The organism is Paenibacillus sp. FSL A5-0031, assembly GCF_001956295.1.
Lineage (GTDB): Bacteria > Bacillota > Bacilli > Paenibacillales > Paenibacillaceae > Pristimantibacillus.
The window spans coordinates 118,654-139,660 of record NZ_MRTD01000004.1 but is presented as its reverse complement, the minus strand read 5'-3'; the positions used below and the strand labels follow the sequence as shown (position 1 = coordinate 139,660).

Sequence of the window (21,007 nt, the reverse complement as noted above, 5' to 3'; positions counted from 1 at the left end):
ATGAACACTGATTCAGCGGCAACCGTGGTCACTCCGGCAGCGGAGCGCCTCCGCAAACCGAGCAAATTGTCTTTGCTGTGGCATGAAATGAAGAGAAACAGGGTTTCCTACCTGTTTCTCGCTCCATTTCTTATCCTGTTCACCTTGTTTACGATCGTACCGGTCGTCACTTCGGTTGTACTCAGCTTTACCTATTACAACATTCTGGAGGCGCCAAAGTTTATTGGTCTCTCCAATTACAAGCTGTTGTTTGTCGATGACGATATTTTCCTTAAGGCGATTGGCATTACGTTGAAATTCGCGTTCATTACAGGGCCGGTCGGCTATGTGATGGCGTTCTTGCTGGCTTGGCTCATCAGCCAAATTCCGCAAAAATACCGCTTCTTCTATACGCTTTGTTATTACACGCCGTCCATTACGAGCGCTACGGCGATGTCGGTCGTATGGCTCTACTTGTTTGCGGGCGACCGCAAAGGCTTGCTTAACTATTTTGCATCGAAGCTGGGCATTATCGACGAGCCTTATTTATTTTTGCAAAATATTAATTCAATTGTACCTGTTATCATCATCGTCTCGCTATGGATGTCGATGGGGGTAGGTTTCTTGGCTTTCCTAGCCGGACTTCAGAACGTACCGAAGGATCTTTACGAGGCCGGGGAAATCGACGGAATTAAGTATAGATGGCAGCAGCTCATTTATATTACAGTTCCATCCGTAAAGCCGCAATTGCTGTTCGGCGCAGTGCTTCAGGTTGTTAGCTCATTGACCGTGTTTGATGTCAGCGTGCAGCTCGTCGGATTGCCGAGTCCGCTTTATGCAGGCCATACGATTTTGACACATTTATTCGATTATGCCTTTATCAAGTTTGAGATGGGTTACGCTGCGGCGATCGCGGTTGTTCTGTTCGTCATGATGATCGGACTAAACCGTCTCATATTCAAATGGCTAGGAAAGGACTGAACCGATATGACTGGCGCAGTGAAAGGCAGGAAGGATTGGGGAGGGTTTTTCCTTTATCTATTTCTAACGTTGTTCGGTCTCTTGATGCTTGCCCCTCTGGTTTATATGGTATCTACAGCCTTTAAACCAACAAGCGAGCTGTTCCTGTTTCCGCCGCGATTTTTCGTGAACAATCCGACATTAGTCAATTTTCGCGATCTATTGCTCATAACGGGAACGACAAGCGTTCCGTTCTCCAGGTTTATTTTTAACAGCTTGCTGATCAGCTCCTGTATTGTTGGCTTTGGCATTCTCGTATCGGCCATGGCAGCGTATCCGCTGGCGAAGCACAATATGCCGTTTCGCAGCGCTATATTCAACATGGTCGTGCTTGCAATTATGTTCTCGCCGATGGTCGTGCAAATTCCGCAATATTTGCTCATTAGCAAAATCGGTTTGATTAATACGTATTGGGCGATGATTTTGCCATATTTGGCGGCTCCGATAGGGATGTTTCTGATGACGCAGTTTTTGCGCCAAATTCCGGATGCCCTGCTGGAGGCAGCACGCATGGACGGTGCATCCGAGTGGAAGGTGTTCTGGGTTGTCGTTATGCCGATGCTGAAGCCAGCCATCGCGACCTTTGCATTATTCAGCTTCATATCAGCCTGGAATGATCCATACCCAGCAATGGTTTATACGACCGATCAGGATATGAAGTCGCTGCCGCTGGCAATCCAGACGTTAAGCGGTGGATACGGCGTCGTTGCGCGTGTCGGCACGCTTGCCGCGGCAAGTTTATTGATGATTGTGCCGACGATAATCGTCTTTATCGTAACGCAGCGCTTAGTGCTGCAAACGATGGCGCATTCAGGTCTGAAAGAGTAGGAGGACAACCGGGATGAAGCAGGTTACGATATTCCGATTCGTTGTCAGTACAGCTATCGCTTTACTGATGCTAGTTACAGCTCTACCTGTTCAAACGTTCGCGGCCTCTCCATATGAAGGGTATACGAGAAATAAGCTGGGCCAAGATGTTCACTCGATCAACGGGTACATGTATGAGAGCTCAATTGACGGTTATAACCTATCATCTGGACCATTTAGCTCACCCGAAGATATTTTCCTTGCTGACGATGGAACGATCTATATCGTGGATACAGGAAATAGCCGGGTCGTCCATTTGGATGGGAAGCATGAGGTGCTGAACATTATCGGCGACGAAGAAGGCGACGGCAAGCTGAACGAGCCAAAAGGCGTTTACGTGAAGCAGGATGGAACCATCTATGTAGCTGATACCAAAAACCAACGAATCGCTATTTTTGATAAAAACGGGAAATTCCAGAAGCAGTTCGGCAAGCCTGAAAGTCCGCTGCTCGGAGCAACTTTCTCGTATTCTCCATCAAAGCTGCTCGTGGATAAGCGGAATTACATGTTTGTCGTAAGTGACGGAAACACACAGGGCCTCATTCAAATTGATCCGAACGGGCAATTTAAAGGGTTTTATGGTGCGAATCATGTAGGCTTCAGCTGGAGCAGATTGTTCGTTAAGCTCGTTGCAACGGAGGAGCAGAAGGCAAAATTGTCGGTTGTTAAGCCGCTCGAGTTCTCCAATGCGGTGCAGGATGAGGAAGGTTTCGTCTACACGTCCACACTTGGAACAGAAATGAACCAATTAAAGCGTTTATCGCCTGTTGGTGTGGATACGCTCAATATTGTTCCTAAGAGATACGGTGGACGTTTTGATGCTGGACCTTTCGAAGTACCGTCGTTTCTTGATCTAGCTGTAGATAAGGACGGTGTTATCACTGCACTTGACCTTCAGTCCAGCAAAGTTTATCAGTACGATAAGCTCGGGAATTTCTTGTTCGTGTTCGGAGGGCTCGGCGATCAGAACGGCTTGTTTATAACGCCATCAAGCCTTGATCAGTCAGCAGACGGCACGGTGTATGTGGTCGATAAAGGACGCAATCGCATCGATTTGTTCCGTACGACGCCGTTTGCAGATCTGGTGCATGACGCATCGCGGTTATTCGTTGATGGACGATACAAAGAGTCGGAGGGAATGTGGAACGAGGTTTTGCATTTGAATGCAAACTTTGATCTAGCCTACCTTGCAATCGGCAAGTCTCTCTATAAAGCGGAAAACTATAAGGGAGCTATGGAGTATTTTGAGCTGGCAAGATCGCGTTACGATTACTCGGTCGCTTTTAAGGAATATCGAAAGGAATATATTAGAGAGCATTTTGCATGGATATGTTTAGCCATTATCGTGCTTATCGTGCTTTTGCGCTACATCATCCCTTTTGTTTGGCGCAGAGCTTCTGCGATGCTGAAAGACCGCAAGTCGGCTAAAGTGGTTCAGGTGAAGGGAGGAGTGCCTTATGATCGCAACGTTTAAAATGATGCGGCAGGTGCTCGTGCACCCGATCGATTTTTACCACGATATTCAGGAGCCGGGCCGCATTAAATGGGGGCAAGCGTTATTCATCGTCGCACTGGCTTATATCGCGAGAATGGTTGCCATTCTAATTACGGGGTATGCGTTCGAGACGAGAGAAACGTATGAGATCTCGTTTGTGCATGAGTTGATCTGGATCGTTGTGCCATGGGTAACGTGGACGATATCGAACTGGGGCGTCAGTGCGATTCTTGAAGGGGAAGGGAAATTTAAGGAAGTGTTTGTCGGCAGTGCATTTGCGCTGGTTCCTTATGCGATCTTTATTATCCCAATCACGCTGCTAACCAATATTTTGGCGCTTGATGAAAGCTCTATTTATTCGTTTTTAATCAATCTTACTCTTTACTGGGTAGGGTGGCTGCTCTTGCTTAAGGTAAGAATCGTTCATGATTTTGAGCTTGGCAAAATGATCTGGATTACGGTGCTGAGCATCGTCGGCATATTAATTATTTGGTTTATTGGCATTCTGATGTTTGGCTTAATCAATCAACTCCTTAACTTTATAATCGACATGTTCAAAGAAATAAACTTCCGAAGGTAGGTGGACGAGATGAGGAAACAACGAAAATGGCTTATTATCGTGGCATTGCTGCTCGTTGTCAGCATATTCCCTCACTTCGGGAGCGTGGAAGGCGAAACCCGTGTTCAAGCAGAGGAAGACGCGGGCAAGAGTGCAACTGCGACTGCGTCGGAGGCGACCACGGATGAAGATGCCGCAGCGGCTTCGGATTCAACTGCTGCTTCGGAGGCTCCAGTAGAAGAGTCTGCTGCAGAGACAACGGAACCTGTTGACCAAGGCGAAGTGAAGCTGTATCCTGTATCGGCTACAAAGCAGATTGCGGAGAATGACAGCTACAAGATGTACATCGACGATAAAACAGGCAATGTTCGCCTCGTTGACAAGCGAACGAAGAAAGAATGGCTGGGGACGCCGCAGCTTCCTAGAACGACGATGCCTAATAACAAGAAGTTTATGGATGCGGCCGTTCATGTGAAGTATACAGAGGGCTCGGATACTGTACAAACGTATTTGGCAAAGGAAAAGGAAAACAAGCTGAAGATCGAGACAATCGACGGCGGGGCGAAAGTAACCTTCCAATTCGTGAAGGAAAAGCTGGAGTTTGCGATTGAATATCGCTTGAATGAGAAAGGCTTCGAGCTGTCGATTCCGGAAGCATCCATTAAGGAAGCGGGCAAAGCAAAGTTTGTAAGTATTGAGCCGCTGCCATTCTGGAACGCTGCTGCGGATACGGAGGAAGGAGCGATTTTCCTGCCGGACGGCTCCGGCGCGCTTATGAAATACAGCGCGAAGCATCCGCAGTATTTTGCAGGCTACTCCGAAATGATCTATGGCGCCGACCCGGCTTATGTTACGCAATCACATACGAATATTGATCAAATGTGGCGGCAAAAGCTTGCTCCAAAAGAAATGGTTGCGCTGCCGGTATTCGGCAATTACCGCAACGATATAGGCTCGCTCGGTATCATAACGAAGGGTCAATACGATGCGAAGATTAATGGAACGCCGTCAGGCATCCGCGCGATCTCCTATTACCGGACGTCGGCGGAATTCGTGTACCGCTGGAGCGATGTTATTTTCATCGGGACATCGGGTGAAATCCCATTTTTCCAAGGCAACTGGATCAAAGGCGATCGGCAGCTGCGTTACGTACTGCTTCAAGACAAGGAAGCTGATTATGTCGGAATGGCACAGGCATATGGCAAATTTCTGAAAGAAGAGCAAGGAGTTAAGCCTTTGGAGCAAACGGCAGTTCCCTTTAAGGTGAAGCTGCTTGGCGGTATTTTGCGTGATGAGGTGCTTGGCAATACGTTCATTTCGATGACGACATTCGATCAAGCACGTGAAATTATTGATGCTTTTCAGAAAAAAGGAATCGCGAATTTAGAGCTTACGTTTTCCGGATGGTCTGATGATGGTCTATATGGCGATCAGCCGGATCACTTTCCAGTGGAGAAGAAGCTGGGCGGAGCAAAGGACTTGAAGGATCTTGCCGCCTATGCCGCTAATAAAGGGGTTTCGCTTTATTTGGAAGCAAACTATGCTCGCGCAATCGCGGATAGCGACGGCATGAAGAAGTCAAAAGACGCCATTCGCGGCATGGATCGTGAAGTAGCGCCAAGTACGGACTATTATATTGGCAGCAGATGGAATGACGACAGCAGACTCTACTATTGGATGAAGCCAGAGCGTGTCATCAGCAAACATCTGAACAAAGAGCTGAAGGATTATTCTAAGCTTGGCATCTCTGGTGTCCATCTTAGCTTTTGGGGAAATACATTGTACTCCGATATCGATCCGAAGTCGCTGACAACGCGCGGCGAGACAGCATCAGCTTGGGTGAAAGCAACGGATGCTATTCGGGAGACTACCGGCGGAGCGTCAGTCGATTACGGATTTGCTTATATGCTTGGGCATATTGATGGCATTAGCGGAGCACCGCTTGATTCCAGCCATTTTATTTACAATGACGAGACGGTTCCTTTCTATCAGATTGCGGTACGCGGGCTGGTGCCTTATACGGCTAATCCAATCAATTTGCGAAATGATGCTCAGAACGAGCTGCTTCGGATGGTAGAGTATGGTGCGCTGCCTAGTCTAGAACTGACTTATGAGCCTACGACGAAGCTTCAAAGAACGCTGGAGGATCGGTTATGGAGCTCCGAATATAGGACATGGATTGATGATGCCGTTCAGCAATATAACGATCTTGAGTCTATTTATAAAGCGATTGCTAATCAGACGATTGCTGATCATGAGAAGTTGAGCAATAACGTATACCAAACAACGTATGCGAATGGAACAAAGGTTATTGTCAATTATGGCAGTGCTTCAGCAACGGTTGACGGCTTATCTATTCCTGCGGCAGGATATTTCATGCGAAACGGAGGGAAATGAGCATGGGCAAAAAATTTGGACTCTCGATGAGAGGCCGCCACATCTTTGAGGGATACTCGTTCATTTCCATATGGGTTGTCGGTTTCTTACTGTTCATGGTCATTCCGCTTGGCAAATCACTTTATTATTCGCTTAACAATTTGGAGGTTACGAAGGCAGGGCTAAAGGCATCTTACACGGGTTTGACCCATTACCGGGCTGCCTTTACGACAGACATCGATTTTGTGCCGCTGCTGCAAGCTACGCTGACAACGATGCTGACGCAGGTACCGCTTATTCTAATTTTTGCGATGTTTAGTGCATTGCTGCTTAATCGTCCGTTTCGCGGTCGTACGTTGTTCCGCGGCATATTCTTTCTGCCGGTTATTATCGCTTCCGGCGCCATCTTGAGGGAGCTCCTGGAGCAGGGTGCTGCTCAGCTCCCGATCTTCTATCAATATGATCTTTACAGCAAGCTAAACGCATTTATACCGGACAGCATCTTGGACCCGCTGCTTCAATATGCAGATTCTTTAACCCTCGTCATGTGGGATTCGGGCGTGCAAATATTGATTTTTATCGCGGGTTTGCAGACGATCTCACCGGCGTTATATGAAGCAGCCAAATGTGATGGCGCGACAAAATGGGAAAGCTTCTGGAAGATTACGTTTCCGATGATTATGCCGATGCTGTTCGTCAACACGCTTTATAGCGTCGTCAACTCGTTCACCAAAACAGATAACCAAATTATGAATCACATTATGAACAATGTGTTCAAAACGAATAATTACGCTTATGGCTCGGCAATGGGCTGGATTTACTTTATTGTGATTTCGGTTGTGCTAGCGGTCGTATTCTTCATCTTCCGCAAAAGCTTGTCAGCAACCGAAGGTAGGGGGTAGAGGGCATGAATTCACCTAGCATGACCGAAAAATATGCCGACCTTCAAGGCAAAGCGGAAGAGGTCTGGAAGATTACTTGGATAAAGCGCGGACGCGGCGTAATCGGAACGATTTTCTATTATGTCGTTATTCTCAGCTTGGCGTTTGTTTTCGTTTATCCGCTGCTTTATCTGGTATCAAAATCGCTAATGCGGCCGGAGGATGTGGCGGATGCTACGATTCAGTGGATTCCGAAGCAGTTTAATCTAACGAATTATTCGATCGCGATGGAGGAAATCAACTTCTGGCCGGGACTGCTGAACAGCTCCATCATTTCATTTGGCAGCGCGATGCTTCAAGTCGTTAGCTGTTCAATTGTAGGATATGGCTTTGCACGTTACCGTTTTCCCGGTCAAGCGTTGTTTCTGGCGATGGTTGTATTTACATTTCTTGTGCCGCCGCAGACGATCGTTGTACCGTTGTTTACCTTTTTCCTCGACTTGGGCTGGGTAAATACGCATCTGCCGTTCGTTGTGCCGGCGCTGCTTGGACACGGACTGAAAGGCTCTTTGTTCGTCCTTATCTTTATTCAATTTTACCGAACGCTGCCGAATGTGCTGGAGGAAGCGGCAAGAATCGATGGCGCGGGTGCGTTCCGGACGTACTGGATGATTATGTTTCCGCTCGCGAAACCTGCCATGCTGGTTGTCTTCCTGTTCTCGGTCGTGTGGCACTGGAATGACCTGTTTGAGCCGAATATGTATTTACTCGTTCCAGAGTATTTCAACCTGGCGCAAAATATGGCCTTCTTCAACGGCAATGCGAATCTGGATCTTCAACAGGCATCCAGCTCGGTATCCTCAGGTACGCTCGGCATGGCGCCGACGCTGCAAAACCAAGTTATGGCTGGGGTTATGCTAACGATCCTGCCGGTGCTTATCTTGTATATGTTCACGCAGCGTTATTTCGTCGAGAGCGTCGAGCGTTCCGGTATCGCAGGTGAATAGTAGGAGACACCATCTAACATCCAGCATCCAAGTGAAACTAACTGGAATTTCTCCAGCTAATTTTCTGAAATGCCGGGATAAGTGAGAAACAACAGGAAATTGTCCCGTTAATTTAACTATGGAAGCCTCTTTTGGCTTAAATAATAGGAATTAACGGGAGAAATTCCTTCTAAGTGAGAATAACGCCCCTGATGGCACTATATTAGCAGGAGTTTTTCCAGTTAATTTGCAGCAAATGTTCAGCCATCATGTTGCGAGCTCGGTACTGCCTGCTTCAATTAGCATGCGCAGCGGCGAATCGTACGAGGCGGGACGCGGCGGTAAACAAGGTGAGGAGCCGTTCTATTTCATAGCGGGCAGAGATGAGAAAACAGATGAGATCATTCTGAAAATCGTAAATGCCAATGACTATACAGTGAATGCGTCTATTGAAATAAAGGGGGAAACGATAGCCCCGCATGGAACGAAGCTGTCGCTCCAAGCGGATATGGTTGTGGAGAATTCGTTTGCGATGCCAGCGGCCGTGCTGCCTAAGGAGCAGGCTGTCGATGGGTTGTCTAACAAATTTAAGCTTGAGCTTGGGCAACAATCCATTACAATCTTTAGGCTGAAAAATTTACCGTAAAAAGGGGATGAAGAGCTAGCAGCTCGCGCCGCTAGCTCTTATTCGTTCCTTTCATAATAAAGCTTAAAGACGATGTCTTGATTGTAATTGCCAAATCCAGAGCCGAATAACGTAACGCCGCCGACATTTTCGGCGTCCTTCTCGACAGCTATGCGAAATTTCCATTGCTTGCTTAATATGCTGACATCATCAAGGGTAACATCGGAAATTTGCTGACCGTCGATGAAGGTTCCGGCTTGCGTAATCTTCAGCACCTTCAACAGGCCATATTGATTAATTTCATCCCACCACCAATCGGGGGTATACTTTCCTCGTTTACCGCCGAAGTCGCCAGGACTCGTCCATAGGCCGATTTTGGTGTCATTTAAGTAAAAGGAAATATCCGAAGGCCAATTGTCATTAGCAAAAGGAGCCTCGGAGGAAATTTCAAACGATATTTCGAGCTCAGTAGGCTTCTCGCTTTTCAATAGAAAATTGGCTGTTTTGTATTCAATAAAGCCGCTGCTAAACCAAAGGATTCTGGCATTGATACGATCAGGATCGAGAAAAAAACGCGGCTCATCGAACATGCCAATGACTTTAGCAGTCGTAGCGAGGCCGCAGGTAGGCTCCACTTCAAAGTCGGTGTAGTGACCGATGGAAATGATGGATTCATGATAAGTGCGAAGCGCTGGGCGCCGTGTTGACGGGAAATCTATCTCAATGCTATCCGTGATAAGTTTGCACATTTTTTTGGTCCCGCCGCTGCTGGAAACCATCTCGGAGCTGATTAAACCAGCTTTTTCGAGCTTCTTCACATGCATCGTCATAATGGGGCTGCTCAGCTCGAGCGCTTGTGCGAGATCCTTGATGTTCATCTCCTGCAGAGCAAGCAGTTGTATGATTTTAAGCCTTACATCGCTGGCTAATGCTTCATAGATGGGTAAATGAGTATCTGAAATATCAATTTTCATACGTTCACTCCGCTCAATTTTTTAACATTGGATTTGCCTTACAGCTGGTGATTGAAAATATGAAGTCGAATTCGTTAATGAAAATGTTATTCTGATATATCTTATCTATTTTATATGCAAAGAGAAACGTTGACAATTTATATTTAGACCGCTGGAACCCTTCGTATTTATAGTAATGAATCGATGAAGTTATTTTATAAAAATAGAAATATTAGCTGGAGGACTGAGAGAAACATGAGCACACAAGCATCTGAACAGTCGCAGAAGCAGCTGCGAAATCCGTTAATCGAGCAACGAGCAGATCCGTGGGTTGTGAAGCACACAGACGGGTATTATTATTTCACAGGCTCCGTGCCGGAGTATGATCGGATTGAGCTGCGAAGAGCACAAACGCTGGAAGGACTTACTGCTGCTGAGCAGGTTGTGGTATGGAAAAAACACGATTCGGGTCCAATGAGCCACAATATTTGGGCACCTGAGCTGCATTTTATCGCTGGAAAATGGTATGTATATTTCGCTGCCGCAAGGGCAGATGCGCCATTCAGGCATCGCATGTATGTTATTGAAAATGATTCGGCTAACCCGCTTGAGGGCGAGTGGACGGAGAGGGGCCAGATCATTACGGATTGGGATTCTTTCTCGCTTGATGCGACAAGCTTCCTGCATAATGACGAGCAATATTTAGTATGGGCGCAGCAAGACCCAGCCATTCAAGGCAATACAAATTTGTATATCGCTTCGATGAGCAATCCTTGGACGTTGAAGAGCAAGCAGGTATTGATTACGAAGCCGGAGCTCGACTGGGAAGTCATTGGTTTCATGGTAAATGAGGGAGCGGCTGTCCTGAAGCGGGGAGGGAAAATATTTATGACCTACTCCGGCAGCGCCACCAATCATAACTATGCAATGGGTTTATTGACAGCTGACGATACGAGCGACTTGCTCGATCCGCGATCATGGGTGAAGACGCAGTCGCCAGTGTTTACAAGCTGCCCGGAAAATAGTCAGTATGGGCCAGGGCACAACAGCTTCACCGTGTCTGAGGATGGGGAACAGGATATTTTGATCTATCATGCTCGCAGCTACAAGGACATTGAAGGTGATCCGTTATTTGATCCCAATCGTCACGCCCGCGCCAAGGTATTTACGTGGAACGTCGATGGGACCCCTCATTTCGGGAAGCCGCCGGCTGATAATTTGTAGTGAATAGGCAAGAGCCGCCTGTATAAGGGCGGCTTTTGTTATTTTAATAAAAAAGCTGCAAGGATGGCAGAGTGCCATCCTTGCAGCTTTTATAAAATTATACAGCTTGCAAACCAGCTTGGTTAAGCATGTTCCATGGCTTGTTGTAATGCGGCTGGAAGAAGAAATCGACGTAGCTTAATTCCTCCATTGTCATTCCGTTCTGGATGCAAACCGACAACGTATTAATCGACTGGGTAAGATCAACCTTCGATAACACCTGTGCGCCAACGATTCTGCCGCTATCCGCTTCATATACGACCTTTAAAGTCACTTGCTCAAAGGTAGGCATAAATTCAAGACGGTAGCTATCAATGATTGTGACATTTTTCACATTCATTCCCGCAGCAAGCGCGCCTGTTTCCGTTAAACCAGTCGATGCAATGTTATAATCGTAAATTTTAATGCCCGACGTGCCTTGTGTTCCGAGATATCTGACCGTTGGTTTCATCAGGTTTTTGGCAACGAGCGTTCCCATGCGGACAGCGTTTGTGGCTAAAGGAATATAGGCGTTTTGCCCTGTTGGATTATAGTGAATGGCGCAGCTGTCGCCAGCAGCAAATACATCCGATTTGCTCGTTCTCATATAATCATCCACAATAATCGCGCCGTTAGGAAGCATATCTACTTGGCCTTTCAGCAGTTCAGTGTTAGGACGGAAGCCGATGCATAGTACGACGAGATCCGCTTCATATTCGCCAGCTGTCGTGATGACCGTCGTTACATGTCCCTCGCTGCCCTTGAACGAAGTAACCGTCTGACCAGTTGCGATCGTTATCCCTTTATCAATCAACGCCTGCTCTGTAACATCTGTAAATTCACGATCCAAGTATTTATATAAAATGCGTTCCATATTGTCGATTAAGGTTACTTGTTTGCCAAGCTGTTCAAATGCTTCTACGAGTTCAATACCGATGTAGCCAGCTCCGATAACTGCAATGCGGTTCGCTGTTTTTGCTTTCTCGATGATTTCTTTCGAATGGTTGTAGTTTTTGCAAAGAACGATATTTTCAAGCGCGATGCCGTCCATTTGCGGAATAATCGGCCACGAGCCTGTTGTAACGACGAGCTTATCATAGCTTTCAGTAAATTCGTCGCCAGTTACAAGATTGCGGACCTCAATTTGTTTGGCATCCGTATCTACTGCAAGCACATCATGTCGCATATGCGTCTTCACGCCAAGCTCAGCAAGCTGCTCGGGCGAAGCATAAAATAACTGCTCAGCATTTTTTACTACACCGCCAACATGCAGTGCGATGCCGCACGATAGAAACGAGATATTGTCATTCCGTTCATAAACGGTAATGTTGGCCTCCGGGTAAAGTGCAGCCATTTGTTTAATTGCAGCCGTTCCTGCATGTGTACAGCCAATAACAGCAATGTTCATCGTCATAAAAAACGCCTCCTATGGGATGTGTAGAGGGTAGTCTGCTATGGCAGCCGCCCTTACAACGTGAATTAATTCACAATATACTATACAGTGTGAAAAGATTCACAACCTTTGATTGCTTTTATCATATTCGCTTTTGAGAAAATTGACAAGGGGTGTTCAAGCTGTTTTTACAATATTAATTAAATTTTCAGATTATTTGACACGTTTTGTCCACAACTTCCACAGTAACCATTTATCCATACGATTAGATGATAATAAACTCAGAGCAGCGGCTGTGAATCGTCAAAGTATCTTTTTGCTTCTATTTTATTATGGCAAATGAGCTATTAAATGATCAGGATGGAGCAGCTTCGTGTAGGGGCTTGTTATGTAGGTATTAAACCAAAAAGCATGAAAAACTTTTAAGCCAGCGTTGTATGCGCCATCTAGCTCATTAGATCCTCCATCGCCTACAAATACTACATTTTCGGGCAATACGCCTAACCTCTCACAGGCTAATTGATATATACGAATGTCTGGTTTGGCTAAGCCAACTTCATACGAGAAGAGGGCATCATCAAAGTAGGGAGCAAGCTGGCTAGCTTGCCACTGGCGAATTTCTTCTTCTGTACAATTGCTAATAAGCCCTATTTTTATGTGCTTGCTTTGCAGCTCTTTCAGCATGGCAAGAACAGCTGGCTGAATTGTTAAAAATGGAGCCTGCTTTTCATCGATTCTTGTTCGATACAATTGCTCCACCACTTGTTCGTTGTAAGGCAAATTCTGCTTCTCCAAAATGTCTCTCATCACTTCAATGAAGTTAACATATTGTCCGGTCATTCTTGCTTCTTGACGTTTGCGCCATTCTTTCTTGAAATCGCCATGATTCATGCCGAGAAGTGCAGCATCGTCCGTGGATCTATTGATGGTGCGCTTGCCATCCGTAAATTCAGTTATCAACGTTTCAAATAAATCGAAAAAGATAGCTCTGGTGTTCAGGGTGATCAGCTCCATTTTTCAAATTTATTATTAATTGTGCCATCGTTCTGTTGCCTATTATTTCGTGATACTGATGTATTTGTCCTCTTCATGGAGGGCGAGCGGATGGGATTTTCATTTTGCTTCGAATTGCTTTAAACTCTTTAGGTAAAAGGGCACGCTAAGGAGGCATTCAAAATGAAAGCAGCACACGAAGATAAGGTTGTACTCATAACAGGCGCTGGAGCTGGTATTGGACGAGCGCTTGCACTAGCTTATGCGGAACAAGGAGCACTGCCTGTATTAGTGGATAAAAACGAAGAAGGACTGGAGCAGACCGGCTTGCTGCTGCAAGAGGCAGGTTATGATTCTTTATCCCTTTCTGCCGATATGAGCAAACCTGATGACATTATTAAAATGCTGCGTGATTTGGAAATGATTGTCGGGAGATTAGACATCGTCATAAACAATGCGGGGTTTGGCATATGGAAGTCGCCATACGACCTATCCATTGATGAATGGGACAGCGTTGTGAATACGAACCTGCGCGGGACGTTTGTCTGTACGCGTGAGGCTGCCAAGTTGATGCGGACAACCGGCGGCGGAGCTATCGTAAACATTTCTTCTACGAGAGCAATGATGTCAGAACCGAATTCAGAAGCCTATGCGGCATCCAAAGGTGGGATTCTCTCGCTAACCCACGCGATGGCGGTATCGCTCGGCCCAGATCATATTACGGTTAACGCAATATGTCCAGGTTGGATCGAAACGGGTGATTACAGCAAGCTGCGCCCAGTGGATCATGAGCAGCATCCGTCTAAGCGGGTAGGTAAACCGGAGGATATTGCACGGGCATGTTTGTATCTAACAGACCCTCAAAATGATTTTGTAACCGGAACCCACATCACAATTGATGGCGGTATGACGAGAAAAATGATTTATGAGGAGTAGTTTGACGGGCGATGTAGAGCGAGTGTAATGGCATAGGGCGGAGGAGTTGGAGCAGATCTCGTAGTGAGCCAGCGCCGTATGGAGTATATTTGTTTAACAAAAAGAGGCAGTCTCAAAAGCAGTTTATCTGCTTTTGAGACTGCCATTGCTTTATTTAAAGCAGTGATTTTACTTGACTAAGAGGAGCTGAAATAAGCCTATTTTCTAGCTCTATTTTGGTGAGAAGGGCACGTTTGATGAAAACAGGACTATATTTTAGTCTTATTTTTGCTGGATTGACTCCTATTGAGCATCATCGAGGGTGATGAGAGAAAATAAGACTATTTTCTAGATCTATTTTGGTAAAAAGGGAATGTTTGATGAAATAGGACTATATTTTAGCCTTATATTTGCTGAATTGGCTCCTATTGAGCTTCTTCGTGGGTGATGAGAGAAAATAAGACTATTTTCTAGATCTATTTTGGTAAAAAGGGAATGTTTGATGAAAATAGGACTATATTTTAGCCTTATATTTGCTGAATAGGCTCCTAACGTGCTAGATCGAAGGTGAAGAGCGAAAATAAGACTATTTTCTAGCTCTATTTTGGTGAGAAGGGTACGTTTGATAAAAATAAGACTATATTTTAGTCTTATTTTTGCTGAATTGGCTCATATTGAGCGTTATCGTGGGTGATGAGCGAAAATAAGGCTATTTTCTAGATCAATTTTTAAAAAGGTGCGAAGTCCATGCTTATGTGTGAAACCCCATCTATAACTGTTACGCCTACGTCCCGAGACTCTTCGATAAACAGCTCTGGGATGCATCATTGGTGACCTAAACTTAGTGTAACCTGAAATGAAGCCATGAATAAATACTCCTCTCTAGAATGGTTTAGGCAGCTTTTGCGAGATGAGTATTTACTTCATGGCTTACTTTTTATGCAATCCTTCATATTACACAATTAGATAGGACTCCACTTCCAAACGCTTCGTGGATAGAAAGGTGACCTATTTTAGACTAGTTGTTGCCGGAAAGAGCACAAAAGAAACGATGTGTTAATACGGTGATGAAATGTCCGATAAGCTTTTTACCTTCTAGGCCAACCAACCCATGTATTGAATTCTTTTTTATGCTAATAAAACAAACAGGGGTTGCCTCATCAGCTAACGCGAACAAGCTTCCATCTTTGGGCGCCGTTTCCGAGATCATCCCAGATTTGAACGTTTGATCCGTTGGCTGTGCCAGAAGCAGCGACATCCAGCGCTCTATTGCTGAGTGAGTGGATAAGCTTGAAATAACCGCTCCCTGTGTCGATGATCTTCCAATGCAGGTTATCTGAGTTCGCGTAATCCCAGATTTGAACATTGGTGCCGTTTGCTGTTCCTGCCCCGCTGACATCAAGCGCTTTGCCGCTGTTCGTGTTAATGAGCTTGTATGCTCCGCCCCCGACATGCGTAATCTGCCAGAGCTGATTTGCCTGATTCGCACCCTCCGTCCAAATTTGCACATTGGAGCCATTCGTTGTTCCCCAAGCATCCACCTCAAGCGCTTTGCCGCTATTTGTATTGATAAGCTTGTATACACCGCCTGAAACGACACCATTGTAGACATCGTTGCGAGTAAACTCAACCCGGTCAATATCGACCCATTGGCTCGTTTGGCTGTTTGATGTGAAAAAGCCAATGGTTGCCTGCCCGTTTACAACTGCGATGTTCGAGAGGGTAACCGGCGTCCAAGCTGTGGTTACGGGGCAATTGGTTTGCCGCGACGTTCCGCCAAAATCTTTTACTTCCATTACACAAGAATTCTGCCCGCCGCTGCTCCGCATATACGCACGCAGCGTATAGCTGCCATTATCAAGCCCGCTAATCGTTTGGCCAACATAAGCCGATGCAGGTCCGCTCGTTCCGGCTAGTCCGATAAAATAATTGCCTTGGGCGGCGGGTACACCGACACCATCGTTTGTGCCATGTACTTTAATTCGAGCGGGGAAATCATCGCCAAATGTCGTCCAGCCGCTTACATTTGCCGTTTCAAAGCTCCAATTTGTTACTAGATTTGTGTTCGATGGTGTAACTGCATGACCAAATCGAATATACACTCCGCTGCTTGGATAGTCTGCACTCGTCGCTGCAAGGACGTGAGTAGAATCTATGGGCAGCAAGGCATTCCAATTGGAGCTGGTCGAGTCGCTTACTGGGAAAATATTAGTCCGATATTGCCAAGTTGCACCATTGTCTGCGCTAATCATCGTGTACATGGAGGAGAATGCGTCGCCGGTATTCGTACTGTCATTGTCCGTTTGAAAAGAAGCAAGCAAGCGGCCATCTCCAAGCTTAACAACAAAAGGCGCACCAGCTTTTTTTCCGGCTTTGGAAGGGACATAAAGGGTTTGACGAGGAACGTTCCAGTTATAACCATCCGACGATATTTTATATTTTATAACAAAAGGATGACCTGCGACGTCGGTCGCTTCGAACACTAGGAGGTATTGGCCATTAGCCATTTGGGTAATAACTGGCATTCCATCTCTAGAGCCTGCGGCAACGCCGTCGCTGACAATTATTTCGCCGCTCCAGCCGTTACCGGTCCATGTTTTCATAATAAGCTTCTGAAGGCCTGTATTGCCTACAGTGGCAGGACTATCATCCGCATAATATACAGCTATTGTATTGCCAAGCATTTGTAGATGCGGCTCCCATAATCCTTTGAACGAGTTTGCTGTGGCAGATCCGATTTGGCCGTTCGTTAAATCTGACCAGGTGCTGCCGCCATCGGTACTTTTTTTGGTTTTTAGGTAAGTGTTATAAATCGAACCCGATTGCACAACAAGGCGGTACGATAGCCAAATCTCGCCATTCGGCAACTGAAGCATTTGGCCATTACCTACATTACCGCTGGAATCAGCTGCAGCTTGTATGGCAGGAGACCAGGTATGACCGCCGTCCGTGCTGCGAGAAAGCATGACTCTTGTATTTCCCCCGCCTGCATTCGTATCGAAAGAGGCTAAAATATCGTTATTATTCAGCTTTAGCAGCCGTGGATACCATACTCCGCCATTTTGAGGGGTGAATACGGTTGCGGTATTTGAGGGCCAAGCTAATCCAGGAGCTGCAAAAGCTTGAAAACCAGGGAGCAGAATACTGATTATAAGAAGCAAGCCAATCCATAAAGCGGTTATTCTAACCTTGCTTTGGACAAACATGTGAAACCATCTCCTCTTATTGTTTTGTAAGCGCTTCAAAACGGATTATAGAATATATTAGTATTTAAATATATACTAAAGTTAGTATATCCTGTGCTTTAAAAACGCTGGAATGATAGAAGTTGAATGAAAATGCAGAAGTTTTCATTAGAAGATGGGGTTATAGACTGCTTTTTAAGATGAAGCATTAGTTGAAAGAAGATTATTTCTCTTTTTTTATACTAAATAGAGTATTTAAAAGTATAACAATATAATCTAGAATGAGTTCATCAAGGAAGCGCTTGCAAAAAAAGGGAGGCGTCAAACGAAATGAATAGAAAATTATCCGCGAAGCTTGGACTTGTAATGCTATTATGCTTTGGAATGCTGCTATCGGCTTGTTCATCAGGTGGAAATGGCAACAGCTCTGCTACAAATGGAAATACGGGGAATAAAGGCGATGCAGCAACAAACGCACCGCAAGAAAAAGTGAAGATATCGTTTATGGGTCATGGCAGTCCGCAGGAGAAAGATATATTTACGAAGCTGATCAAATCATACGAAACGAAATATCCGAACGTAAAGGTAGAGTACACAAGCGTGCCGCCAGCTGAATACAATCAGAAGCTGTCTACGCTGGTTGCATCGGGCAAAACACCGGACGTATTTTATGTATCAGGGCCGCAGTTTTATAAGTTTGCCGAAGCAGGCACGATTCAAAACCTGCAGCCGTTTCTAGAAACGACAGAGCTGTTCCAAGCCGATAACGTATGGAAACAAGCGCTAGATCGTTACCGCTTTGACGGTAAGCAGCTCGGGCAAGGGGATTTGTACGGATTGCCGAAGGACGTAGGTCCGTGGGCAATGGCATACAACAAAACGATGTTTACTGAAGCTGGGCTCGAATTGCCGCCTGCAGAGGTTGGCAAATGGACATGGGACAACTGGTTAGATGCAGCGAAGAAGCTGACGAAGGATGAGAATGGCGATGGCAAAGTCGACATTTATGGCGGAGCCAACTTTACGCTGGAAGGCGCGGTATGGGCAAGCGGAGGCGACTTCATCGACTATACAACAGGCAAAGTAACGATTGATACACCGGAATTCGCAAAAGCAATGCAATGGGTAGCAGACCTGCGCCTGAAGCATAATGTATCGCCGTCGCCGGAGGATGAGAAAGCGATGAATTCGTACTCGCGATTTGTAGCTGGCAAAGTAGGCATGTTCCCAATGGGACCATGGGATCAACCGGGATTTTGGGATTTGCCGTTTGAATGGGATATCGCGGCATGGCCGGTGAACCCGGAGACAGGAAAAGCAGGAACATGGGTTGGCTCAATGGGATACTCAGTATCCAGCAAATCGAAGCATGCACAAGAAGCGTTTAACTTAGCGGCATTCCTTGCGCTGGATAAAGAAGGACAGAAGCAAAACTACGAGCTTGGGCAAGCGGTGCCAAACTTGATTGATATGGCAAAAGGCGAGTTTGTAGCTTATGACAAAGCACCAGCAAATCGTCAAGTTTTCCTTGATATTATTGAAGATTACGGTCATCCGCCAATTGATTTCGGTTCGAAGGATACGAAGTGGATCGATACGATGTGGCAAGAGGCAGGCAAAGTGTGGGACGGCAAGATGACAGCAGCGGACTGGGCGAAGGAATTGCAGCCGAAGCTTCAAGAGCTGTATGACAAGGGAAATAAGTAAACTAAAGTTTCGAATGATAAACATAAATAACGAATAGCTAGTGCGAGGATGTGTACGCATGAGGAAAAGTAAACCTAGTTATATCCGCAAAGAATATGCATGGGCCTACCTGTTTGTGGCGGCCCCAGTGCTTGGCTTTCTCATTTTTGGAGTCGCACCGCTTCTTTACTCAGCGTGGTTAAGCTTCACGTCTTGGGATTTGGTTACGCCGCCTGAGTTTGTAGGTTTTGACAACTATATCGAAGTTTTTCACGATGAGAAGGTGTACAAATCACTTTTTAACACTGTATTTATGATGCTTGGCATACCGATTGGCATGATCGTGGCACTCTTGCTTGCTATTATGATGAACCGTCCGCTCAAAGGAATCTCGTTTTTACGGACCATCTATTACTTGCCAGTCATTTCGCCCATTATTGCGGTGTCGTTGTTATGGCAATGGATATTGAATCAAGATTTTGGTTTGCTCAACCAAACGATGTGGAGTTGGTTCGGCATTGAAGGGCCTAACTGGTTAGGTGACGCAAATTGGATTAAACCTTCCATGATTTTGATGGGAGTATGGGGCGGCGTTGGCGGTACGATGGTTCTTTATTTAGCCGGGCTGCAATCGATTTCGTCGTCCTATTACGAGGCAGCTGAAGTGGATGGCGCGAGTGCATTCCAGAAATTGCGGTTAATTACCATTCCACTGCTGACGAACATTCATTTTTTCGTTATTGTCATGGGCGTTATCGGCGCGTTCCAATCGTTTAGCCAAATTTACGTATTGGCAGGCGACGGAGGGCCGGAGTATAGTGCGGCAACCGTAGTATTTTATATTTTCGAAAATGCGTTCAAGTATTTTAACATGGGTTATGCCAGCTCAGTGGCTTGGGTTCTTGGCATTATTATTTTCATCGTTACACTCCTTCAGTTCCGTTTATCGAAAAAATGGGTGTACAACGATTAATCTTTTACCGTTACAGTTTGCGAGGGGAGTTTGATTTCAAATGCAACAGAAACGACTAACAAACCTTTGGGTGGCATTCATTTTATGTATCGGCTCTATTATTATGCTGGCGCCGTTCGTTTGGACGATATCCACTTCATTAAAAGATCAACGCAACGTTTTTGAGATTCCGCCTAAATGGATTCCAGACCCGGCTACATTCAAAAACTATGTAACGGCTTGGAATGATTCTCCGTTGCTAAGCGGTTTTATGAATAGCATGATTATTGTCGTCTTTGTCCTTGTCATTGGAATATTCGTTTCCACAATGGCGGCATATGCATTCGCTAAGATTGAATTTCCGTTTAAAGATGCTATTTTTCTATCGTTGCTTGGCACGATGATGATTCCTTTTTCCGTCGTTATGATTCCTCAGTTTATTGGCTTCTCGTCAATTAATTGGACGGATACGCTTTTGCCGCTTATCGTACCAGGGTTATTTGGCAATATCGTCGTTATTTTCTTCCTGCGCCAATACTTGGCGGGAGGTTTGCCGAATGAGTTGGTGGAAGCAGCAAAGCTGGACGGCAGCGGTTTCTTCCGTACCTTCTGGACCATTGCACTGCCGGTTGCAAAACCTGCGATTGCAGCTCAAGCGGCGCTTAGCTTCATGGGCATTTGGAATGATTTTATGGGACCGCTTATTTATTTAAGCTCCCCGCAGAAACAAACCATTCAAGTTCTCATTGCTTCTATGCAATCACAATATATGGGATCTTCTAACTATCCGGTCATCTTGGCGGCATCGATTATATCGATGGTTCCAGTCATTCTTGTATTCTTTTTCTGCCAACGCTACTTTATCGAGTCTATGGCGATTAGCGGCTTAAAAGGTTAGCG

General features: G+C 45.8%; 17 protein-coding genes. 13 read left to right on the top strand and 4 right to left on the bottom strand.

What is annotated here, in order from left to right; translation table 11 throughout:
- The 8 genes from BK120_RS09025 to BK120_RS08990 all read left to right on the top strand — a co-directional run bounded on the left by BK120_RS09025 (window position 1) and on the right by BK120_RS08990 (window position 8,809).
- Window positions 1-960, top strand: coding sequence for a carbohydrate ABC transporter permease (locus BK120_RS09025; protein WP_076267399.1), 960 nt, complete (start codon window positions 1-3; stop codon window positions 958-960).
- Between the two features lie 6 nt (window positions 961-966).
- Entirely contained in the window at window positions 967-1,827 is an 861-nt protein-coding gene (locus BK120_RS09020) for a carbohydrate ABC transporter permease (RefSeq protein ID WP_256710834.1), read from the top strand.
- Window positions 1,828-1,840: 13 nt separating this feature from the next.
- Window positions 1,841-3,340: an NHL repeat-containing protein gene (locus BK120_RS09015; RefSeq protein WP_076267170.1), complete on the top strand. Its 1,500-nt coding sequence runs from the start codon at window positions 1,841-1,843 to the stop codon at window positions 3,338-3,340.
- Window positions 3,324-3,941, top strand: coding sequence for a YIP1 family protein (locus tag BK120_RS09010; RefSeq protein ID WP_076267169.1), 618 nt, complete (start codon window positions 3,324-3,326; stop codon window positions 3,939-3,941). The genes BK120_RS09015 and BK120_RS09010 overlap by 17 nt, the downstream gene beginning before the upstream one ends.
- A 9-nt stretch (window positions 3,942-3,950) precedes the next feature.
- On the top strand, window positions 3,951-6,317 hold the full coding sequence (locus BK120_RS09005; RefSeq protein ID WP_076267168.1) for a DUF5696 domain-containing protein: 2,367 nt from the start codon (window positions 3,951-3,953) through the stop codon (window positions 6,315-6,317).
- A 2-nt stretch (window positions 6,318-6,319) separates the two neighbouring features.
- Entirely contained in the window at window positions 6,320-7,198 is an 879-nt protein-coding gene (locus BK120_RS09000) for a carbohydrate ABC transporter permease (protein WP_076267167.1), read from the top strand.
- A gap of 5 nt (window positions 7,199-7,203) precedes the next feature.
- Complete coding sequence (locus tag BK120_RS08995) at window positions 7,204-8,184, top strand: carbohydrate ABC transporter permease (RefSeq protein WP_076267166.1); 981 nt, start codon at window positions 7,204-7,206, stop codon at window positions 8,182-8,184.
- A gap of 226 nt (window positions 8,185-8,410) precedes the next feature.
- The gene (locus BK120_RS08990; RefSeq protein WP_076267165.1) at window positions 8,411-8,809 is read left to right on the top strand and encodes an alpha-L-arabinofuranosidase C-terminal domain-containing protein; all 399 of its coding nucleotides are present in this window, start codon (window positions 8,411-8,413) and stop codon (window positions 8,807-8,809) included.
- Window positions 8,810-8,847: 38 nt separating this feature from the next.
- Here BK120_RS08990 and BK120_RS08985 read toward each other — a convergent pair whose 3' ends face one another.
- On the bottom strand, window positions 8,848-9,762 hold the full coding sequence (locus BK120_RS08985) for an ArsR/SmtB family transcription factor (protein ID WP_076267164.1): 915 nt from the start codon (window positions 9,760-9,762) through the stop codon (window positions 8,848-8,850).
- 234 nt (window positions 9,763-9,996) lie between these two features.
- Here BK120_RS08985 and BK120_RS08980 point away from each other — a divergent pair, with 234 nt between their 5' ends.
- Window positions 9,997-10,965: a glycoside hydrolase family 43 protein gene (locus BK120_RS08980; RefSeq protein ID WP_076267163.1), complete on the top strand. Its 969-nt coding sequence runs from the start codon at window positions 9,997-9,999 to the stop codon at window positions 10,963-10,965.
- Between the two features lie 97 nt (window positions 10,966-11,062).
- Here the strand turns inward: BK120_RS08980 and BK120_RS08975 are convergent, their stop codons facing one another.
- Together BK120_RS08975 and BK120_RS08970 are read right to left on the bottom strand one after the other, a co-directional pair.
- Window positions 11,063-12,391: an FAD-dependent oxidoreductase gene (locus tag BK120_RS08975; RefSeq protein WP_076267398.1), complete on the bottom strand. Its 1,329-nt coding sequence runs from the start codon at window positions 12,389-12,391 to the stop codon at window positions 11,063-11,065.
- Window positions 12,392-12,706: 315 nt separating this feature from the next.
- Complete coding sequence (locus BK120_RS08970) at window positions 12,707-13,390, bottom strand: HAD family hydrolase (RefSeq protein WP_076267162.1); 684 nt, start codon at window positions 13,388-13,390, stop codon at window positions 12,707-12,709.
- 162 nt (window positions 13,391-13,552) lie between these two features.
- On the opposite strand from BK120_RS08970, the gene BK120_RS08965 reads away from it, so the two are divergent.
- Complete coding sequence (locus BK120_RS08965; RefSeq protein ID WP_076267161.1) at window positions 13,553-14,305, top strand: SDR family NAD(P)-dependent oxidoreductase; 753 nt, start codon at window positions 13,553-13,555, stop codon at window positions 14,303-14,305.
- A 1,139-nt stretch (window positions 14,306-15,444) separates the two neighbouring features.
- Here the strand turns inward: BK120_RS08965 and BK120_RS08960 are convergent.
- Complete coding sequence (locus BK120_RS08960) at window positions 15,445-17,490, bottom strand: RICIN domain-containing protein (protein WP_076267160.1); 2,046 nt, start codon at window positions 17,488-17,490, stop codon at window positions 15,445-15,447.
- Window positions 17,491-17,799: 309 nt separating this feature from the next.
- On the opposite strand from BK120_RS08960, the gene BK120_RS08955 reads away from it, so the two are divergent.
- The 3 genes from BK120_RS08955 to BK120_RS08945 are packed head-to-tail and all read left to right on the top strand — an operon-like array spanning window position 17,800 to window position 21,005.
- On the top strand, window positions 17,800-19,176 hold the full coding sequence (locus BK120_RS08955; RefSeq protein ID WP_076267159.1) for an ABC transporter substrate-binding protein: 1,377 nt from the start codon (window positions 17,800-17,802) through the stop codon (window positions 19,174-19,176).
- Between the two features lie 58 nt (window positions 19,177-19,234).
- Window positions 19,235-20,128, top strand: coding sequence for a carbohydrate ABC transporter permease (locus BK120_RS08950; protein WP_076267158.1), 894 nt, complete (start codon window positions 19,235-19,237; stop codon window positions 20,126-20,128).
- A 40-nt stretch (window positions 20,129-20,168) separates the two neighbouring features.
- Window positions 20,169-21,005, top strand: coding sequence for a carbohydrate ABC transporter permease (locus tag BK120_RS08945; RefSeq protein WP_076267157.1), 837 nt, complete (start codon window positions 20,169-20,171; stop codon window positions 21,003-21,005).
- Window positions 21,006-21,007: the final 2 nt, after the last annotated feature.